Here is a 17693-nt window from a genome sequence, read left to right as displayed (position 1 = left end):
TGCGGGGGCGCAGCGGCGCCCCCATCTGGTGAGCATGGATACCCAGCCCCTGCGCTTCGACAACCGATTCATCGGCGACCTTCCCGGCGACGAGGAAACCGGCCCGCGCGTGCGCGAGGTGCGCGGTGCCGCGTGGTCGTCGGTGATGCCCACGCCGGTGGCCGCGCCGCAGCTGCTGGCGCTTTCCACCGAGGTGGCCGACCTGCTGGGCCTTGGCCCGGACCTTACCGGCAGCCCGGATTTTGCGCGGGTGTTCGGCGGCAACGCGCTGTACGCCGGCATGCAGCCGTGGGCGGCCAACTACGGGGGCCACCAGTTCGGGCATTGGGCCGGGCAACTTGGCGATGGTCGCGCCATTTCGCTGGGCGAGCTGCTGGCCCCCGACGGCGCGCGCTGGGAACTGCAGTTGAAAGGGGCCGGGCGCACCCCGTACTCGCGCGGGGCCGACGGCCGCGCGGTCCTGCGCTCGTCCATCCGCGAATTCCTGTGCAGCGAAGCCATGCACCACCTCGGCGTGCCGACCACGCGCGCGTTGAGCCTGGTGGGCACCGGCGATGCGGTGGTGCGCGACATGTTCTACGACGGCCACCCGAAGGCCGAACCCGGCGCCGTGGTGTGCCGGGTGGCACCGTCGTTCATCCGTTTCGGCACCTTCGAACTGCCGGCTTCGCGCGGCGACGTGGCCTTGCTGCGGCAGCTGGCCGATGCCTGCATCACGCGTGATTTCCCGTCGCTGGCCGATGCCGGCGCGCAGCGCTATGCGCAGTGGTTCGCGCAGATCTGCGAGCGCACCGCGATCCTGGTGGCGCATTGGATGCGGGTCGGCTTCGTGCATGGGGTGATGAACACCGACAACATGTCCATTCTGGGCCTGACCATCGACTACGGCCCGTATGGCTGGGTGGACGACTACGACCCCGACTGGACCCCGAACACCACCGACGCACAGGGCCGCCGCTACCGCTTCGGCACCCAGCCGCAGGTGGCGTACTGGAACCTGACCCGGCTGGCGCAGGCCCTGTCGCCGCTGTTCGACGACGTCGCGCCGCTGCATGACGGACTGGCCCGTTTCCAGGCCGTGCACGCCCAGCGCGAGCGCGAGGACATCGCGGCCAAGTTCGGCCTGGCCCAGTGCGGCGATGACGACGTGGCGATGATGGCCGCCTGGTTGCAGATCCTGCAGGACGGCGAGATGGACATGACGCTGGCCTTCCGCGGCCTGATGGCGCTCGATCCGCAGGCGCCGTCGGTGCAGGTGCTGGACGCGGCCTTCTACAGCGCCGAGCGGCGCGAGGCCGTCCTGCCCGCCGTGCAGGCCTGGCTGCAGCAGTACGCCGCGCGCCTGCGTGCCGATACGCTGGATGCGGCCATGCGCCAGCAGCGGATGGCGGCGGCCAACCCGGTGTATGTGCTGCGCAACTGGCTGGCGCAGGCGGCCATCGAACAGGCCGAGCAGGGCGACATGAGCGGTGTGCACACGCTGCTGGAGGTGCTGCGGCATCCCTATGACGTGCAGCCGGGCCGTGCGCATTTCGCCGGCAAGCGCCCTGACTGGGCGCGCGACAAGGCCGGCTGTTCGATGCTGTCCTGCAGCTCCTGAGCCCGGGTGCGCGGTACGCCGCGCCTTCACTGCGACCCTTCTGACTGCACGCCATCGCATGCCACCGCGCCTGCGGTGGCCGTTGTCGTGCCTGCGTCTACGACAATGGTCGTAGCGGTAAAATCCGATAATCGCACACGTAGTCGATAAACGCACTTGAATGGTGCAGTGCGATAAACCTACTTTCAATCCCGTTCCAAGCGATCCACCTCTGGCGGGCGAGGGCAGTGCCACTACGGTACTGAAGCCAGGTACAGGGGAAAGACCGCCGGAGTCCCTTTCCCTGTGCGGAGCCTGCGCATGCGTTGCCGTCTGTCTGTTGTTTCCCTGACCCTGCTTGCCCTGCTGCCGTCGCTGGCGCTGGCCTACCAGGCCGAGCCGCCGCGCGAGTCGCTGCAGGTCCTGCACGTGGACCGCTATGCCGACGACGCCGCCCCCGGGTCGCTGCGCTGGGCGATCACCACTGCCAACCAGGCTCCCGGCCGCTACCGCATCGAGATTGCCGCGGTGGGCAGCGCGCCGTACGTGATCCGTCCGGCATCGCCGCTGCCGGAGATCGTCGGCCCGGTTCAGATCGTCGGCACGCCGTGGGCGAGCGCCGGCCAGTACGTCGCCATCGATGGCGGCGGCTACGTTACCGGTACCGGCACCGATGCCTGCCCGGGCGCCGAGCCGGGCCAGTCCGGCACCAACGTGCGCACCACCACGCTGCCGGGGCTGGTCCTGCGCGACACCACGGGCGTTGAGCTGAGCGGCCTTGAGATCCGCAACTTCTGCATCGGCGTGCTGATCAACCGCAGCAGCCACAGCGACATCCACGACAACCGCATCGTGGCCAACAAGGGCGGCGCCGGCATCATGCTGACCGGCGACGACGGCAAGGGCCAGTCCACCGCCACCACCACCGTGCACAACCGCATCGTGCGCAACCAGTTCGTGGACAACGGCGATGGGTTGGAGCTGACCCGCGGCGCGGCCTGGAACCTGGTGGCCGACAACCTGTTCCAGTCCACCGCCGCCAACCCGGAGCCGTCACAGGGCATCGAAATTCTGTGGGGCAACGACAATACGGTGGTACGCAACCGCTTCGTCGACTATTCCGACGGCCTGCAGATCAACTGGGGCAACCGCAACTACATCGCAGCCAACACCTTCACCGGCAATTCGATCGGGGTCAGCGTCACCGGCAGCGACAACGTGGTGGACGGCAACACGATTACCGGCAACGGCATCGGCATCGCGGTGCGTCCGCAGCCGGTGAGCGCACCGAACCGCTTCAGCGCCAACCAGATGGTGGGCAACGGGCTGAAGATCGCGCGTTGCGAAGCCGGTGGCGCCTGCGCCACGGGCCAGCCGCGCGGGGCGATCGTGTTCGGCGTACCGGGGCTGGAACACGCGACCTTCGTGGGCTCGCGCGGCCGCGGCGTGGATACCGACCCGTCCAAGCGCGCGCGCATCTGCAGCGGCACCGACACCACCGGGTGCCAGCCGGCGCCCAACCTGGGCCAGGCCGCGCCGGTGTTGCAGGCGGTGCAGGGCACCGGCACCGCGCGCACCGTGCAGGGGGTGTTCCAGGGCGTGCCGGGGCAGCGCTACCAGCTGGAGGTGTTCGGCAACCGTGCCGCGAACGGCGGCGACGCCGAGCGCCTGCTCGGCACCGTCGACGCCGTCACCGATGCGCAGGGGCAGGGCCGTTTCACGCTGGCGCTGCCGACCACCGGCGAGGCTGCCGGTATCGCCACGCTCACCGCCACCGCGACGTCCGCGCTGGGTGCCACCTCCCCGTTGAGCGCGCCGCTGTCGCTGCGCTGACCCATCGACCCCGAGAGACTCCGATGCGATTTCCGAACCCCACTCCGCTGGCCCTGCTGTTGTCCGCTGCCGTGCTGGCGCCCGTGCTGGCCCACGCGCAGGACAGCAATCGTTACGACGGCAAGACCCTCACGGGCGACTGGGGCGGCACCCGTACCGCGCTGGACGAACGCGGCATCCGCTTCCGTGGCGACTACGTGGGCGAGGCGATGGGCGTGGTCGACGGCGGTTACGGCCGCACCGGCGCGCGCTATGCGCAGCAGGTCCGGGTCGGCGTCGACCTGGACATGGGCCGCCTGGCCGGCTGGGACGGCGGCGCCTTCCACGTCACCCTCAACGACCGCCGCGGCAACAGCGCCTCGGCCGACCTGGTCGGCAACCGCTTCCCGATCCAGGAGGCCTACGGCGGGCAGTACACCCGGCTCACCGAGGCCAGCTACGACCAGACCTTCAACGCCGGGCAGTCGTATTTCAAGCTGGGCTACTACGCGATGGGCAATCAGTTCGGCCTGCACAGCCTGCTGACCCACTTCGTCAACGCCGCTTTCTGCGCCCATCCGCTGGCAATGTCGGGCAACAGCGGCTGGTACAACTACCCCACGGCGCGCTGGGGCGGTGAAGTGGCCCAGCAGGTGAGCCCGGCGCTGAACGTGCGCACCGGCTGGTTCCAGGTCAACCCGAACCTGGGCGGCAACATCGAACGCAATGCGTTCCGTCCGTTCGTGTCGGGCACCACCGGCTCGCTGATTCCGCTGGAAGTGACCTGGACCCCGGACAAGGGCGGGGCGCATCCGGGCGTGTACAAGTTCGGCGGCTACTACGACACCTCGCGGGTGGACCAGCGTGGGCTGGATACCTCGCCCACCACCGGCCGCCACGGTGCGTATGTGCTCGCCGAGCAGCGGCTTACCCGCGAAGCCGGCGACCCGCAGCGCGGGCTGACCGCCTTCGCGCAGTACATGGTGTCGGACACCGACACCGCGCAGATCCGCCGCTGGTATGCACTGGGTGGTGTCTACCAGGGCATCGGCTCACGCGCGCAGGACAGCATCGCGCTCGGCTACGTGGGCGCGGACATCAACCGCCGCCTGGTCGACGCCCGCCGCGCCACCCTGGCCGACGCGGGCGTGCCGCTTGACTCGCCGCTGTACCAGCTCAGCCAGGCCGAGGAGCTGTTCGAACTGTCCTACAGCGTCCAGGTGAATCCCTGGCTGATGATCCGCCCCGACGTGCAGTACATCGTCAACCCCGGCACGTTCGCCTACACCCGCACCGACAACGCGTGGGCCGTGGGCGTACAGGCCAAGGTGACCTTCTGATGCGCACCTTCCTTCCCTCGTTCCTGGTGAACCGCATGCGTCCGCTCACTCCCTTCATGCTGGCCGCCGTGCTCGGCGGCGCCGCCGCCGTTGCCCACGCCGCGCCGGTACCGGTCACGCCCTTGCAGGTAGGGACGCTGCGCATCGGCGAAGGCGCGCCGCGCACCATCGTGCCGATCACCGGTGCCACCGCCGAACAGGCCCTGCAGCAGGCCGCCGTGATCGCCGCCAGCCCGGCCACCGACCTGGCCGAATGGCGCATCGACTACCTGGACATCGCCACCGACGGCAAGGCGCTGGTGACCCTCGGCAAGCGCATCGCGCGCACGCTGGACGGCAAGCCGATGATCCTCACCTTCCGCACCCAGGCCGAAGGCGGCAGCAAGCCGATCAGCGACGCCGACTACGCCGCGCTGTACGCCACGCTGCTGCGCGGCGGCTTCACCCAGTTGATCGACGTGGAAATGTTCCGCGATCCGGAGCGGGTGGCGGCACTGGTCGCGCAGGCGCACACGGCCGGGGTGAAGGTGGTGATGTCCAGCCACGACTTCCACGCTACCCCGGCGCGCGAGGAGATCGTGGCGCGGCTGCTGCGCCAGGAGGCGATGGGCGCGGACGTGTTGAAGATCGCGGTGATGCCGCGCGACGCCGGCGACGTGCTTGCCCTGCTGGATGCCACCTGGCAGGTGCGCCAGCGCAGCAGCAAGCCGCTGCTGACCATGTCCATGGGCGGCACCGGCGTGGTCTCGCGGTTGGCCGGGGAAACCTTCGGCCAGGCGCTGACCTTCGGCATGATCGGCACCCCGTCGGCGCCGGGCCAGGTCGAGGTCGAGCAGCTGCAGCAGGTGCTCCAGGTCATCCATGCCTCCAGCCAGGCCGGTCGTTGAGACCTCCCCGCCGGACGCCCTCCGCACTACGTCGTCGCAGGATCCCCGTATGAGCCATGCCACCGCCGCCGCTTCCCCGCTCGTGCTCGAGCGGATGACTCCCTTCCAATGGACGGCGATCGCCATCTGCGTGCTGTTGAACATGCTCGATGGCTTCGACGTGATGGTCATGGCGTTCACCGCGCCGCACGTGTCGGCCGACTGGGCGCTGTCGGGCAAGCTGCTGGGCATCATGCTCAGCGCCGGTCTGGTTGGCATGGCGCTGGGCTCGTTCCTGCTGGCGCCGTTGGCCGACCGCTGGGGCCGGCGGCCGATGATCATGCTGTGCCTGGTGATCCTCACCGGGGGCATGGCGTTGTCGGCGCTGGCCAGCAACGCGTGGCAACTGGGCGCGCTGCGCGTGTTCACCGGTGTGGGCATCGGCGGCATGCTGGCCGGCGTGGGCGTGATCACCGCCGAGTACGCCAACCCCAAATGGCGCAGCACCGCAGTGGCGCTGCAGGCCACCGGCTACCCCATCGGCGCCACCCTGGGCGGCGTGCTGGCGGCCTGGATGCTGCAGCATTTCAGCTGGCACAGCGTATTCCTGATCGGCGCCGGCGCGTCGTTGCTGTGCATCCCGCTGGTGCTCAAGTGCCTGCCCGAATCGCTGGATTTCCTGGTGGCACGGCGTCCGCCGGATGCCTTGCCGCGGCTCAACGCGTTGCTGGCGCGCATGCACATGCCCGCGTTGCAGGCGCTGCCGCCGGCACCGGTGCGCGCCGATGGGCGCAAGGGCTACGCGGCGCTGTTCGTCGGTGACCTGCGCCGGGTGTCGGTGCTGATCGCGATGGCGTTTTTCCTGCACATGTTCGCGTTCTATTTCGTGCTGAGCTGGACGCCGAAGTTGCTGGTGTCGGCCGGCGTGTCGGCCCAGCAGGGCATCACCGGCGGTGTGCTGCTCAACCTCGGCGGGATTGTCGGTGGCAGCCTGTTCGGCTGGCTGGCGTCGCGCTGGGCGTTGTCGCGGCTCACCGCAGCCAGCCTGCTGCTGGCGATGGTGGCGATGCTGGCCTTCGCCGGGTTCAACACCCAACTCGGTATCGCCTTCCCGGTGGCGTTCGTGATCGGTGCGGCCCTGTTCGGCGCCATGGCCGGGCTGTATGCCGCCGCGCCGGTGGTATTTGCCGCCGACGTGCGCACCACCGGGCTGGGCTGGGCGATCGGCATTGGCCGGGTCGGCGCCATTCTGTCGCCGCTCACCGTCGGCCTGCTGGTTGATGCGGGCTGGTCGCCCACCGCGCTGTACGTGCTGTGTGCGCTGCCGTTGGCACTGGCGGCGTGGGCCTGCCTGGGCCTGCGCGTCGGCGTTGGCCAGACGCGCAATTGAGCCGACGGGCATGGACATCCGCGTGTGCGATTATCGCATCATGAGTCCGATTATCGGATTGACCGCGTCGTCGCCGCTGCGCACCATGTCCGCGTCCCGTTTTCCCCCGTATGTCGCCGCCGCCTGCAAGGCACGGCAAGGAGCAACGCAGTGATCGACAAGACCGTGGCCAACGCTGACGCAGCGGTGGCCGACATCCACGACGGGGCGACGGTGATGATTGGCGGGTTCGGTACCGCCGGCATGCCCGACGCCCTGATCGATGCCCTGATCGCGCAGGGCGCGCGCGGGCTGACCATCATCAACAACAACGCCGGCAACGGCGACACCGGCCTGGCCGCGCTGATCCGGCACAAGCGCGTGCGCCGCATCGTGTGCTCGTTCCCGCGCCAGGCCGACTCGCAGCATTTCGATGCGGCCTACCGCGCCGGCGAGATCGAACTGGAGCTGGTGCCGCAGGGCAACCTGGCCGCGCGCATCCATGCCGCCGGCTCGGGCCTGGGTGCGATTTTCACCCCCACCGGTTACGGCACCGAACTGGCCCACGGCAAGGAAACCCGCGAGATCGACGGGCGTCACTACGTGCTGGAATACCCGCTGCACGCCGACTTCGCACTGATCAAGGCCCACCACGGCGACCGCTGGGGCAACCTGGTGTACCGCAAGACCGCGCGCAACTTCGGACCGCTGATGGCGATGGCCGCGCGCTGTGCGATCGTGCAGGTGGACGCCGTGGTGCCGCTGGGCGACCTGGACCCGGAAGCCGTGGTGACGCCCGGCATCTTCGTACAGCGCGTGGTTGCCCTGGATGCCACCGCTACCGCCACCGCTGGAGCCCGCGCATGAACCGCCTGAGCCGCGAACAGATGGCCGCGCGCGTGGCGCGCGATATTCCCGAAGGTGCCTACGTCAATCTGGGCATCGGCCTGCCGACCACGGTGGCCAACTTCCTGCCGGCCGACAAGGAGATCTTCCTGCAGTCGGAAAACGGCCTGCTCGGCATGGGCCCGGCACCGGCAGCGGGCGAAGAGGACCCAGACCTGATCAATGCCGGCAAGCAGCCGGTGACCCTGCTCACCGGCGGCTGCTATTTCCACCATGCCGATTCGTTCGCGATGATGCGCGGCGGTCACCTGGACATCTGCGTGCTGGGTGCATTCCAGGTGTCGGCGCAGGGCGACCTGGCCAACTGGAGCACCGGTGCGGCCGATGCCATTCCCGCCGTCGGTGGGGCGATGGACCTGGCCATCGGCGCCAAGCAGGTCTTCGTGATGATGGACCTGCTGACCAAGCAGGGGCAGAGCAAGCTGGTGGAGGCGTGCAGCTACCCGCTCACCGGGCTGCGCTGCGTGTCGCGCGTGTATACCGACGTGGCCGTGTTCGACCTCGGCGAGGCGGGCGCGCGCGTGCTGGAAATGGTGGACGGGGTGAGCCTGGAGCAGCTGCGTGAGCTCACCGGCCTGCCGCTGCAGATGAGCGAAGGAGCCTGACATGACCCTGCATGACACCTACATCATCGATGGCATTCGTACCCCGATCGGCCGCTACGGCGGTGCGTTGGCCGGCGTGCGCGCCGATGACCTCGGCGCGATCCCGTTGAAGGCGCTGCTGGCGCGCCATCCGCAGCTGGACCCGGCGTTGATCGACGAGGTCTACCTGGGCTGCGCCAACCAGGCCGGCGAAGACAACCGCAACGTGGCCCGCATGAGCCTGCTGCTGGCCGGCCTGCCGGTGAGCGTGCCGGGCAGCACCGTCAATCGGCTGTGCGGCTCGGGGCTGGATGCGATCGGCACGGTGGCGCGCGGCATCGCCGCCGGTGAGCTCGGGCTGGCCATTGCCGGCGGCGTGGAGTCGATGTCGCGCGCGCCTTACGTGATGGGCAAGGCAGGCACACCCTTCTCGCGCGACCAGGTGATGGAAGACACCACCATGGGCTGGCGTTTCATCAACCCGCAGCTGCGCGCGCTGTATGGCGTGGAGACCATGGGCCAGACCGCCGAGAACGTGGCCGAGCGGTACGCGGTGTCGCGCGCCGACCAGGACGCGTTCGCGCTGCGCAGCCAGCAGCGCGCCGCCGCCGCCCAGCAACGCGGGTTCTTCGACGGCGAGATCGTGGCGGTGGATGCACCCGGGCGCAAGCGCGGTGAAACCGTGCGCGTGGCGCGCGATGAACACCCGCGCGCGGACACCACGCTGGACGCGTTGGCCGCGCTCAAGCCGTTGTTCCGCCAGCCCGGCACCGTGACCGCCGGCAATGCGTCGGGCATCAACGACGGCGCCGCCGCGGTGCTGCTGGCGTCGGGCGCACAGGCGCGCGCACTGGGCCTGACTCCGCGCGCGCGCATCCTGGGCTTTGCCAGTGCCGGGGTCGAACCGGCGGTGATGGGCATGGGCCCGGTGCCGGCCACCCAGCGCCTGCTGGCGCGGCTCGGGCTGTCCGTCGCCGATTTCGATGCGATCGAGCTCAACGAAGCGTTTGCTTCGCAGGGGCTGGCGTGCCTGCGCCAGCTCGGTGTCGCCGACGATGCCGCGCACGTCAACGCCAATGGCGGTGCCATCGCGCTGGGCCATCCGCTGGGCATGAGCGGTGCGCGCCTGGCGCTGACCCTGCTGCGCCAGCTGGAAGCCAGCGGGGGTCGGCGTGGCCTGGCCACCATGTGCATCGGCGTGGGCCAGGGGGTCGCGCTGGCCATCGAGCGCGTGTGACCGCCCCTGTTTTTTCCTGCTTCACGGCCGCTGCCGCCTTCGCATGGCAGCGTGCCACTGCCTTTCAGCTGCGGCCCCAACGGCCGCCCGCCAACCGGAGTACGCCATGAGCGATCCCACTGACCTGCGCGGCTACCGCAGGCCCTATCCCGGCACCCAGCCGGACCGCATCCACCTGCCGTATGCGTCCACCCGCCTGCGCGGCCCCGGGCGTGACCCGATCCAGATCCCGGCCACGCTGTCCGAAGTGACCGGGCCTACCCTGGACCGCATCACCCTTGGCGAGCACGCCGCCGACCTGACCGCCGGCTTCAAGGGCCAGCCGCTGGGTGAGCGCATCGTGGTCAGTGGCCGGGTGCTGGACGAGAACGGCCGCCCGGTGCGCAACAGCGTGGTCGAGGTATGGCAGTGCAACGCCGCCGGCCGCTACCTGCACAAGGGCGACCAGCACGACGCACCGCTGGACCCCAATTTCACCGGCACCGGCCAGGTGCTCACCGATGACCACGGCCGTTACCGCTTCACCACCATCAAGCCCGGCGCTTACCCGTGGCGCAACCACTACAACGCGTGGCGACCGGCGCACATCCACTTTTCGCTGCACGGCGAAGGCATCGGCCAGCGCCTGGTCACGCAGATGTATTTCCCCGGCGACCCGTTGCTGGCGTATGACCCGATCTACAACTGCGTGGACGACGTAAAAGCCCGCGAGCGCATGGTGTCCTCGTTCGACTGGGAAAACACCGCCAACGAATTCGCCCTCGGCTACCGCTTCGACATCGTGTTGCGCGGTCGCAAGATGACCGTGTGGGAGTAAGCAGATGAGTTTCCAATCCACTCCGTGGCAGACCGTGGGCCCGTACTACCGGCTGGGCCTGGAACCGCTGTACCGCACCGACATCGCGCCGGCCCAGGCGCAGGGGGAGCGCGTACAGGTGCAGGGCCAGGTGTTCGATGGCCTGGGCGTGCCGGTGTCCGATGCCGTGCTGGAAATCTGGCAGGCCGACGCGCAGGGCATCTACGCGCATCCGGAAGACCCGCGCCACGACGCGCATGACCCGGCCTTCAATGGCTGGGGCAGGGTGCCCACCGACGCGCAGGGCCGCTTCGCCTTCACCACCGTGCGCCCGGGCAGTGTGGCCGGTCCCAAGGGGCAGCCGCAGGCACCGCACCTGATGGTGCTGGTGTTCATGCGCGGTCTGTTGCGCGCGGCCAGTGCACGGGTGTACTTCAGCGACGCGCCGGGCAACGCCGACGATCCGATCCTGGCCCTGGTGCCGGCCGAACGCCGCGCCACGCTCATCGCCCAGGCGCAGGGCAACGGCCTGTACCACTGGGACGTGCGCATGCAGGGCGAGCTGGAAACCGTGTTCTTCGACTACTGATGCCGGCCTGCACGCGCGGCCTGACGGCGCGCGGGTAAGCTGGGTCCACCTTTGACTGGATGGCGTTTGATGAGCGATTTCCCCTCGCTGCTTGGCGGCCTGTTCGGCGCGCCGGAGGTGGACGCGGTGTTCACCGACACCGCGCGCCTGCAGGCGATGCTCGACGTGGAAGCCGCGCTCGCACGCGCGCAGGTGCGCTGCGCGGTGATTCCGCCGGCCGCGCTCGGCGCGATCGAAGCGGCCTGCCGGGCCGACCTGTACGCCGTGCCGGCGCTGGGCCAGGCCACGTTGCTGGCGGGCAACCCGGCCATTCCGCTGGTCAAGGCGCTGACCGCGCAGGTGCGCCACGCCGATGCCGACGCCGCGCGCTGGGTGCACTGGGGCGCCACCAGCCAGGACATCATCGACACCGGCGCGGTACTGCAGCTGCGCGAGGCAGTAGGGCTGGTGCAGGAGCGGCTGCACGTGCTGTGCACCGCGTTGGCGGTGCTGGCCGATGCCGAGCGCGATACCGGCCTGCCCGGACGTACGCTGTTGCAGCAGGCGGTGCCGGTGACCTTCGGGTTGAAGGCCGCCGGTTGGCTCGACGCATTGCACCGCAGCCAACGGCGCCTGCACGCGTTGTACGACGACACGCTGGTGCTGCAGTTCGGCGGTGCGGCCGGCACCCTGGCCTCGCTGCAGACGCGCGGCCTGGACGTGGCCCAGGCCCTGGGCGACGAACTGCAGTTGCCGGTGCCGGCGCTGCCGTGGCACACCGCCCGCGACCGGGTGGCCGAACTCGGCAGCACGTTCGCGCTGCTCACCGGCACGCTGGGCAAGATCGCCACCGACATCGTGCTGCTGATGCAGTCCGAAGTGGCCGAAGCATTCGAGCCGGCCGGCGAGGGCAGGGGCGGGTCGTCGGCGATGCCGCACAAGCGCAATCCGGTGGGCTGCGTGGCGGCCATTGCCGCGGCCACGCGGGTGCCGGGCCTGTTGTCCACCTTGTTCGTGGCGATGCCGCAACCGCATGAGCGCGCGGCCGGGCAGTGGCACGCCGAGTGGGAAACCGTGCCGGAGATCGTGCGCCTGTGCGCCGGCAGCCTGGCCCAGGTCACCGTCGTGGTGCAGGGTCTGCAGTTGGACCGGGCCCGCATGCGCGACCACCTGGACAGCCACGGGGGGCTGCTTTACGCAGAAGCGGTGGCGGTGACGCTGGCTGAAACGCTGGGCAAGGCCACCGCGCATGCGCAGGTGGAGCAGGCCGCACGCCAGGCGCTGGCGCAGTCGCGGCACCTGCGCGAGGTGCTGCAGGAGATGCCGGACGTGAGCGCGCAGCTGTCGTCGACGCAGCTGGCGGCGTTGTTCGCCCCCGACAGCTGGCGTGGCATGGCCGACACCTGGATCAACCGCGTGCTGGCGCAGCGCTGAACCTTATTGGAGGGGTGCAATGGACTTTCTCGAGCTTGACACACATCGCCTGCATTACCGCATTGACGGGCCGCACGATGCGCCGTGGTTGACCTTCTGCAACTCGCTGGGCACCGACCTGCACATGTGGGACCCGCAGGTGGCCGCCTTGTCGGGGCGGTTCCGGATCCTGCGCTATGACCGCCGTGGGCATGGCCACTCCAGCGCGCCGCCGGGCCTGTACAGCGTGGCCGACCTGGGCGCGGACGTACTGGCCCTGTGGGATCACCTGGGCGTGGCGCGCAGCCATTTCTGCGGGCTGTCGATCGGTGGCTTGACCGGGCAATGGCTGGGCGTGCATGCCGGCACGCGCCTGCACACGCTGACGGTGGCGGCTACCGCCGCGAAGATCGGCACGGCCGAGAGTTGGGAGACGCGCATCGCGCAGGTGCGCGAGCAGGGCCTGTTGCCACTGCGCGACGGCACGGCCGAACGCTGGTTCACGCCTGCGTTCGTCGCGGCGCAACCGGCGCAGGTAGAGGACATCCTGCAGCGCTTTGTCGCCACCAGCGTGGCCGGCTACATCGGCTGCTGCCACGCCGTGGCCACTGCGGACTTCCGTGACCAGCTGGCACAGATCGGCGTGCCGACCCTGGCCATCGCCGGCGACGACGATCCGGTCTGCCCGCCCGCAGACCTGCAGGCCATCGCGCGCGGGGTCGCCCACGGCCACGCCGTCGCCGTGCCCGGTCGTCACATCTGCAACATCGAATCGGCCGACGCATTCACCGCCGCCCTGACCGCCCACACATCGTAGGTACCGACCGTCGGTCGGTACACCCCAGACACCGATCGTGACCGGCACCCCCACACACGTAGGTGCCGACCGTTGGTCGGCACGCCCAGACACCGATCGTCACCGGCACGCCCATACACCGTAGGTACCGACCGTTGGTCGGTACATCCAGACACCGCAGGTACCGACCGTTGGTCGGTACATCCAGACACCGTAGGTACCGACCGTTGGTCGGTACACCCCACCCAAAACGAGGCATCCCCCAATGGACGAACAGGAACGCTACGAAGCCGGCCTGACCGTGCGCCGCGCCGTACTAGGCGAGGCCCACGTCGAGCGCTCGCTGCAGGCGCGCACCGACTTCACCCACGAATTCCAAGACTTCATCACCCGTACCGCGTGGGGCACGGTGTGGACCCGCGACGGCCTGCCGCGTCACACCCGCTCGCTGCTGACCATCGTGATGATGGTGGCGTTGGGCCATGACGAAGAGTTCAAACTGCACATCCGCGCCGCGCGCAACAACGGCGTCACCCCGGACGAGATCAAGGAAGTGCTGCTGCAGGCCGCCATCTACTGCGGCGTACCGGCCGCCAACCACGCCTTCGCGCTGGCCAAGCCGATCCTCGAAGAACAAGCCAACGAACCACCGCGCTGAGCCCAGCACCGGTAGTGCCGGCCGCTGGCCGGCAACCCGACACACCCGAACGAAACCGGATACCGCCGGCCGCTGGCCGGCAGCCCGCCTCAATGCAACAACGTACCCAACCGCTGCGCCGCTTCCCGCAGCCGTGGCAGCAGCTGTGACTGCATCACCCCCAGGCTGATCCGCCCGGCCTGGGTCCCGATGTTCAGCGCGCCCACCACCGCACCACTGCGCGCGTGCACCGGCACGGCGATCGAGCGCAGCCCGATCTCCAGCTCCTGGTCCACCAGCGCAACGCCTTCGCGGCGCACGCGTTCCAGCGTGTCCAAAAACTCGTCCATGCGCGTCACGGTACGCTCGGTGCGCGGCCGCAGCGGATTGCGTTCCAGGTAGCTTTCCAGCGTGTCGTGCGGCAACGCGGCCAGCAGCACGCGGCCCATCGAGGTGCAGTACGCGGGCAGGCGGCTGCCCGCGCGCAGCCCGATCGACATGATCCGCACAGTTTCGGCGCGGGCCACATACAGCACGTCATCGCCATCCAGCACGCCCAGCGAGCACGACTCGTGCACATCGTCGCGCAGGGCATCCAGCACCGGCTGCGCCGCCGCGGTCATCGACGACGACGCCACATACGCCCCGCCCATGCCCAGCACGCGCGGCAGCAGCACGAAACCGCGCCCCTGTTCGCCCACGTAGCCCAGCTTCTCCAGCGTGTACAGCACGCGCCGCACCGCCGCGCGCGAGATGCCCGTTTCGGTGCTGATCTGCGACATGGTCACTTCACGCGGGTGCTGCGAAAACACGCTCAGCACCACCAACCCGCGACCCAGGGAGGTCATGAAATCCGGATCGCCCTGGTTGTCCTGGATCAGCTGCATCAGCTCGTGGCTGAGCCCGCGATCCTGCGGCGGGGCAGGGGCGCGCTTGGGGCGACGGCTGGGAGGTGCGGCAGACATGGCGGTGGTTCGTGCTCGGTGATCGTGCATGGTAAGGGCTGCACGCGGCGAAGCGAAGCTGCGCGCCACGGTGGGAAGACCGTGGCGCGCGTGGCTCAGCGCGTGGCCGGCAACGCGTAAGCGATCACGTAGTCGCCGCGATCCGGCGACTGGCGTGCGCCGCCGGCGGAAATCACCACGTACTGGCGACCGGTCTTCGGCGACACATAGGTGATCGGCGTGCCCTGGCTGCCCACCGGCATGCGTGCCTTCCACACTTCTTCGCCGGTGCGGCTGTCATAGGCGCGCAGGTAGTAATCCTGGGTGCCGGCGAAGAACAGCAGGCCCGACTGGGTGGCCAGTGAACCGCCCAGGGTCGGCATGCCGATCGGAATCGGCAGGCGCATCTTGACGCCCATCGGGCCGGTGTCCTTCACCGTGCCCACCGGCACCTGCCAGACCAACTGGTGGGTGGCCAGGTTGATCGCCGACAGCGTGCCGAACGGCGGCTTCTGGCACGGAATGCCCAGCTTGGACAGGAAGCGGTCGCGCAGCGAACCATACGGCGTGCCGGTCTGCGAGGCTGCGCCCATTTCCACGCCGCCGGCACCTTCGGTCATGTCCGCGCGCGGAATGAGCTTGGTCCACAGGCCCAGGCGCATGTCGTTGACGAACAGGTAGCCGGTGGTGGGATCCACCGACGCGCTGCCCCAGTTCATGCCCCCCAGCGAACCGGGCCACTGCAGGGCCAGGTCCTCGCCCGGCGGGGTGAACATGCCGTCGTAGCGGAAGCCCTTGAACTGGATGCGGCACAGCATCTGGTCGATCGGCGTGGCGCCCCACATGTCCGATTCGGTCAGGGTCTGCGCCCCGATCTGCGGCAGCCCCACCGACAGGCGCTGCGTGGGCGAGTAGCGCTCGCCCGCGGCGTTGCCCTGCGGTGCCGGGATGTCGCGCACCTCGGTGATCGGCTGGCCGGTGGCGCGGTTGAGCATGAATACCTGGCCGGCCTTGGTGATCTGCAGCAGCGCGGGCAGGGTGCCGCCCTTGCCATCGGGCACGTCGGTCAGGGTGGGCTGCGCGGGCAGGTCGTAATCCCACAGGTCGTGGTGCACGGTCTGGTAGACCCAGCGTTCCTTGCCGGTGGCCACATCCAGTGCCACCACGGCCGAGCTGTACTTGTCGTCCTGCGGGGTGCGCTCGCCGGCCCACTGGTCCGGCGTGGTGTTGCCGGTGGGCAGGTAGACCAGGCCCAGCTGCGGGTCATAGGCCATCGAGGTCCACACGTTCGGGGTGGCGCGGGTGTAGTGGATGGACGGATCCAGCGGCACGTCCGGGGTTTCCCGGGACAGGTCCCAGACCCAGGCCAGCGCGCCGCTGCGCACGTTGTAGGCACGCACCACACCGGAGGGTTCGTTGACCTCGATGTTGTCGGCCACCCGGCCGCCCACGATCACCAGTTCACCGGCCACCAGGGGCGCGGCGGTCAGCGTGTAGAAGCCGGGCTTGATCTCGCCCATGCCACGCTTGAGATCCACCACGCCGCCCTCGCCGAAGTCCGGGCAGGGCGCGCCGGTGGTGGCGTCCAGTGCGAACAGGCGCGCGTCGATCGAGGTCATCAGGATGCGCTTCTCGCACAGCGCCGGAGCCGTTGCAGCGGCGACCGTGGCCGGTGCGGCAGGACTCGGTGCGGCGGCCACGGTGGGCGCGCCGACCAGCGGCTGGCCTGCGTCGAAATAGCCCAGGCCACGGCAGCGCTGCCAGTTCGGCGCGGTTGCCTTGGGATCGAACGCCCAGCGCTGCTTGCCGCTGTCCACGTCCAGCGCCACCACCTGGTTGTGCGGCGTGCACAGGTACAGGGTGTCGCCGATCTGCAGCGGGGTGTTCTGGTCTTCGGCGCCGAAGCCATCGCTCTGCGGCACGTCGCCGGTATGCGCGGTCCAGGCTACCTGGAGCTGGGTGATGTTGGCCGGGGTGATCTGGTCCAGCGCGGCAAAACGGGTGCCGGCGGTGGTGTTGCCCCAGTGCTGCCAATCACGCTGCTCGCTGCCCTTGGCCACCGGCACCACGGCCGGTGACGCGCCCTGCGCGGTGACCACCGGGCGCGGCTGGAACGCCGACACCGCCGTGCCCAGCAGGCCCACCAGCAGCAGTGCGGCCACGCCGTAGGCCGCGCGCCCGGGGCGCTGGCCGCGGCTGCGTCGCAGCACCGGCCAGGTCAGCGCGACCAGCATCGCCAGCACGGCGGGCATCACCAGCCGCGACACCAGCGGCCAGAATTCCAGCCCGGCATCGGCCAGCGCCCAGGCCACGGTGGCGACGAACGCCACCCCATACAGCAGCGCGCCCAGCGGGCGACGCAGGGCCAACAGGCCGCCGGCCACCAGCGACGCGGCGCCCATCAGCAGGAAGTACCAGCTGCCGCCGAGCTGGGCCAGGCGCACACCGCCCACCAGCAGAACCAGGCCGAACAGCATCACCACGATGCCAATCAGGACCACCAGGGTGCGGCACAGGGCCGACGGTTTCGTGTTCTCGTCCACGTTGCATGAACCTCTACAGGAAACCCGGTACCGACCGGCACCGGGCAGGCCCGCGCGCGCCATGCGTGGCGGGGACCGTTGGCCATCACACCCCGGCATTCCCTTGCCCTGCAGGGGCGTGGGAATGCTTCGCTGGTTATCGCGGAAACGGAGTGAACGACCGGTTAGGGCGATTATCGCACCGTTGTGCGATTTAGGCGTGAACCCGCGGTGCCACCGATGGAACGCAGCAACGCAGCGGGATGGCCGGGCGGGCAGTGCCGCGCCGAAGCGTTTACCCTATGCCACCCCGTTCGTTGCCTG

At 69.6% G+C, this 17693-nt stretch carries 16 protein-coding genes; 14 read left to right on the top strand and 2 right to left on the bottom strand.

From position 1 onward, the window contains the following. Positions 1-34 precede the first annotated feature (34 nt). The 14 genes from AC1DCJ_RS00710 (at position 35) to pcaC (ending at position 13924) form a co-directional block, all read left to right on the top strand. Positions 35-1600, top strand: coding sequence for a protein adenylyltransferase SelO (locus tag AC1DCJ_RS00710; protein ID WP_478069858.1), 1566 nt, complete (start codon positions 35-37; stop codon positions 1598-1600). A 300-nt stretch (positions 1601-1900) separates the two neighbouring features. Then, on the top strand, positions 1901-3412 hold the full coding sequence (locus AC1DCJ_RS00705) for a right-handed parallel beta-helix repeat-containing protein (RefSeq protein ID WP_478069857.1): 1512 nt from the start codon (positions 1901-1903) through the stop codon (positions 3410-3412). A gap of 23 nt (positions 3413-3435) precedes the next feature. Beyond that, positions 3436-4731: a carbohydrate porin gene (locus tag AC1DCJ_RS00700; RefSeq protein WP_478069856.1), complete on the top strand. Its 1296-nt coding sequence runs from the start codon at positions 3436-3438 to the stop codon at positions 4729-4731. Then, positions 4731-5618: a type I 3-dehydroquinate dehydratase gene (gene aroD / locus AC1DCJ_RS00695; protein WP_258317445.1), complete on the top strand. Its 888-nt coding sequence runs from the start codon at positions 4731-4733 to the stop codon at positions 5616-5618. The genes AC1DCJ_RS00700 and aroD overlap by 1 nt, the downstream gene beginning before the upstream one ends. 49 nt (positions 5619-5667) lie before the next feature. Then, positions 5668-6987 carry an MFS transporter gene (locus AC1DCJ_RS00690; protein WP_478069855.1) on the top strand — a complete coding sequence of 440 codons (1320 nt, stop codon included), beginning with the start codon at positions 5668-5670 and terminating at the stop codon, positions 6985-6987. Between the two features lie 10 nt (positions 6988-6997). Then, complete coding sequence (locus AC1DCJ_RS00685; RefSeq protein WP_161578696.1) at positions 6998-7141, top strand: hypothetical protein; 144 nt, start codon at positions 6998-7000, stop codon at positions 7139-7141. Beyond that, positions 7138-7833: a 3-oxoacid CoA-transferase subunit A gene (locus tag AC1DCJ_RS00680; protein WP_038688858.1), complete on the top strand. Its 696-nt coding sequence runs from the start codon at positions 7138-7140 to the stop codon at positions 7831-7833. The genes AC1DCJ_RS00685 and AC1DCJ_RS00680 overlap by 4 nt, the downstream gene beginning before the upstream one ends. Next, positions 7830-8477 carry a 3-oxoacid CoA-transferase subunit B gene (locus tag AC1DCJ_RS00675; protein ID WP_137189252.1) on the top strand — a complete coding sequence of 216 codons (648 nt, stop codon included), beginning with the start codon at positions 7830-7832 and terminating at the stop codon, positions 8475-8477. The genes AC1DCJ_RS00680 and AC1DCJ_RS00675 overlap by 4 nt, the downstream gene beginning before the upstream one ends. Position 8478: 1 nt before the next feature. Continuing rightward, positions 8479-9693: a 3-oxoadipyl-CoA thiolase gene (gene pcaF / locus AC1DCJ_RS00670; protein WP_478069854.1), complete on the top strand. Its 1215-nt coding sequence runs from the start codon at positions 8479-8481 to the stop codon at positions 9691-9693. Between the two features lie 106 nt (positions 9694-9799). Then, complete coding sequence (gene pcaH / locus AC1DCJ_RS00665; RefSeq protein ID WP_478069853.1) at positions 9800-10510, top strand: protocatechuate 3,4-dioxygenase subunit beta; 711 nt, start codon at positions 9800-9802, stop codon at positions 10508-10510. Between the two features lie 4 nt (positions 10511-10514). Next, positions 10515-11078, top strand: a complete 564-nt coding sequence (gene pcaG, locus AC1DCJ_RS00660) for a protocatechuate 3,4-dioxygenase subunit alpha (RefSeq protein ID WP_478069852.1) — start codon at positions 10515-10517, stop codon at positions 11076-11078. Between the two features lie 69 nt (positions 11079-11147). Beyond that, positions 11148-12491, top strand: a complete 1344-nt coding sequence (locus AC1DCJ_RS00655) for a 3-carboxy-cis,cis-muconate cycloisomerase (protein ID WP_478069851.1) — start codon at positions 11148-11150, stop codon at positions 12489-12491. Positions 12492-12510: 19 nt separating this feature from the next. Continuing rightward, positions 12511-13287 carry a 3-oxoadipate enol-lactonase gene (gene pcaD / locus AC1DCJ_RS00650; RefSeq protein ID WP_478069850.1) on the top strand — a complete coding sequence of 259 codons (777 nt, stop codon included), beginning with the start codon at positions 12511-12513 and terminating at the stop codon, positions 13285-13287. A 244-nt stretch (positions 13288-13531) separates the two neighbouring features. Continuing rightward, positions 13532-13924 carry a 4-carboxymuconolactone decarboxylase gene (pcaC, locus tag AC1DCJ_RS00645; protein WP_313243949.1) on the top strand — a complete coding sequence of 131 codons (393 nt, stop codon included), beginning with the start codon at positions 13532-13534 and terminating at the stop codon, positions 13922-13924. A gap of 89 nt (positions 13925-14013) precedes the next feature. Here the strand turns inward: pcaC and AC1DCJ_RS00640 are convergent, their stop codons facing one another. After that, entirely contained in the window at positions 14014-14868 is an 855-nt protein-coding gene (locus AC1DCJ_RS00640; RefSeq protein WP_141058436.1) for an IclR family transcriptional regulator domain-containing protein, read from the bottom strand. A 95-nt stretch (positions 14869-14963) separates the two neighbouring features. Continuing rightward, positions 14964-17390 carry a membrane-bound PQQ-dependent dehydrogenase, glucose/quinate/shikimate family gene (locus AC1DCJ_RS00635; RefSeq protein WP_478069849.1) on the bottom strand — a complete coding sequence of 809 codons (2427 nt, stop codon included), beginning with the start codon at positions 17388-17390 and terminating at the stop codon, positions 14964-14966. Positions 17391-17693: the final 303 nt, after the last annotated feature.

The sequence above is a fragment of the Stenotrophomonas sp. 10N36 genome (assembly GCF_056395005.1).
The sequence above is the reverse complement of the archived record's forward strand: the minus strand, read 5'-3'. Positions and strand labels throughout refer to the sequence as shown.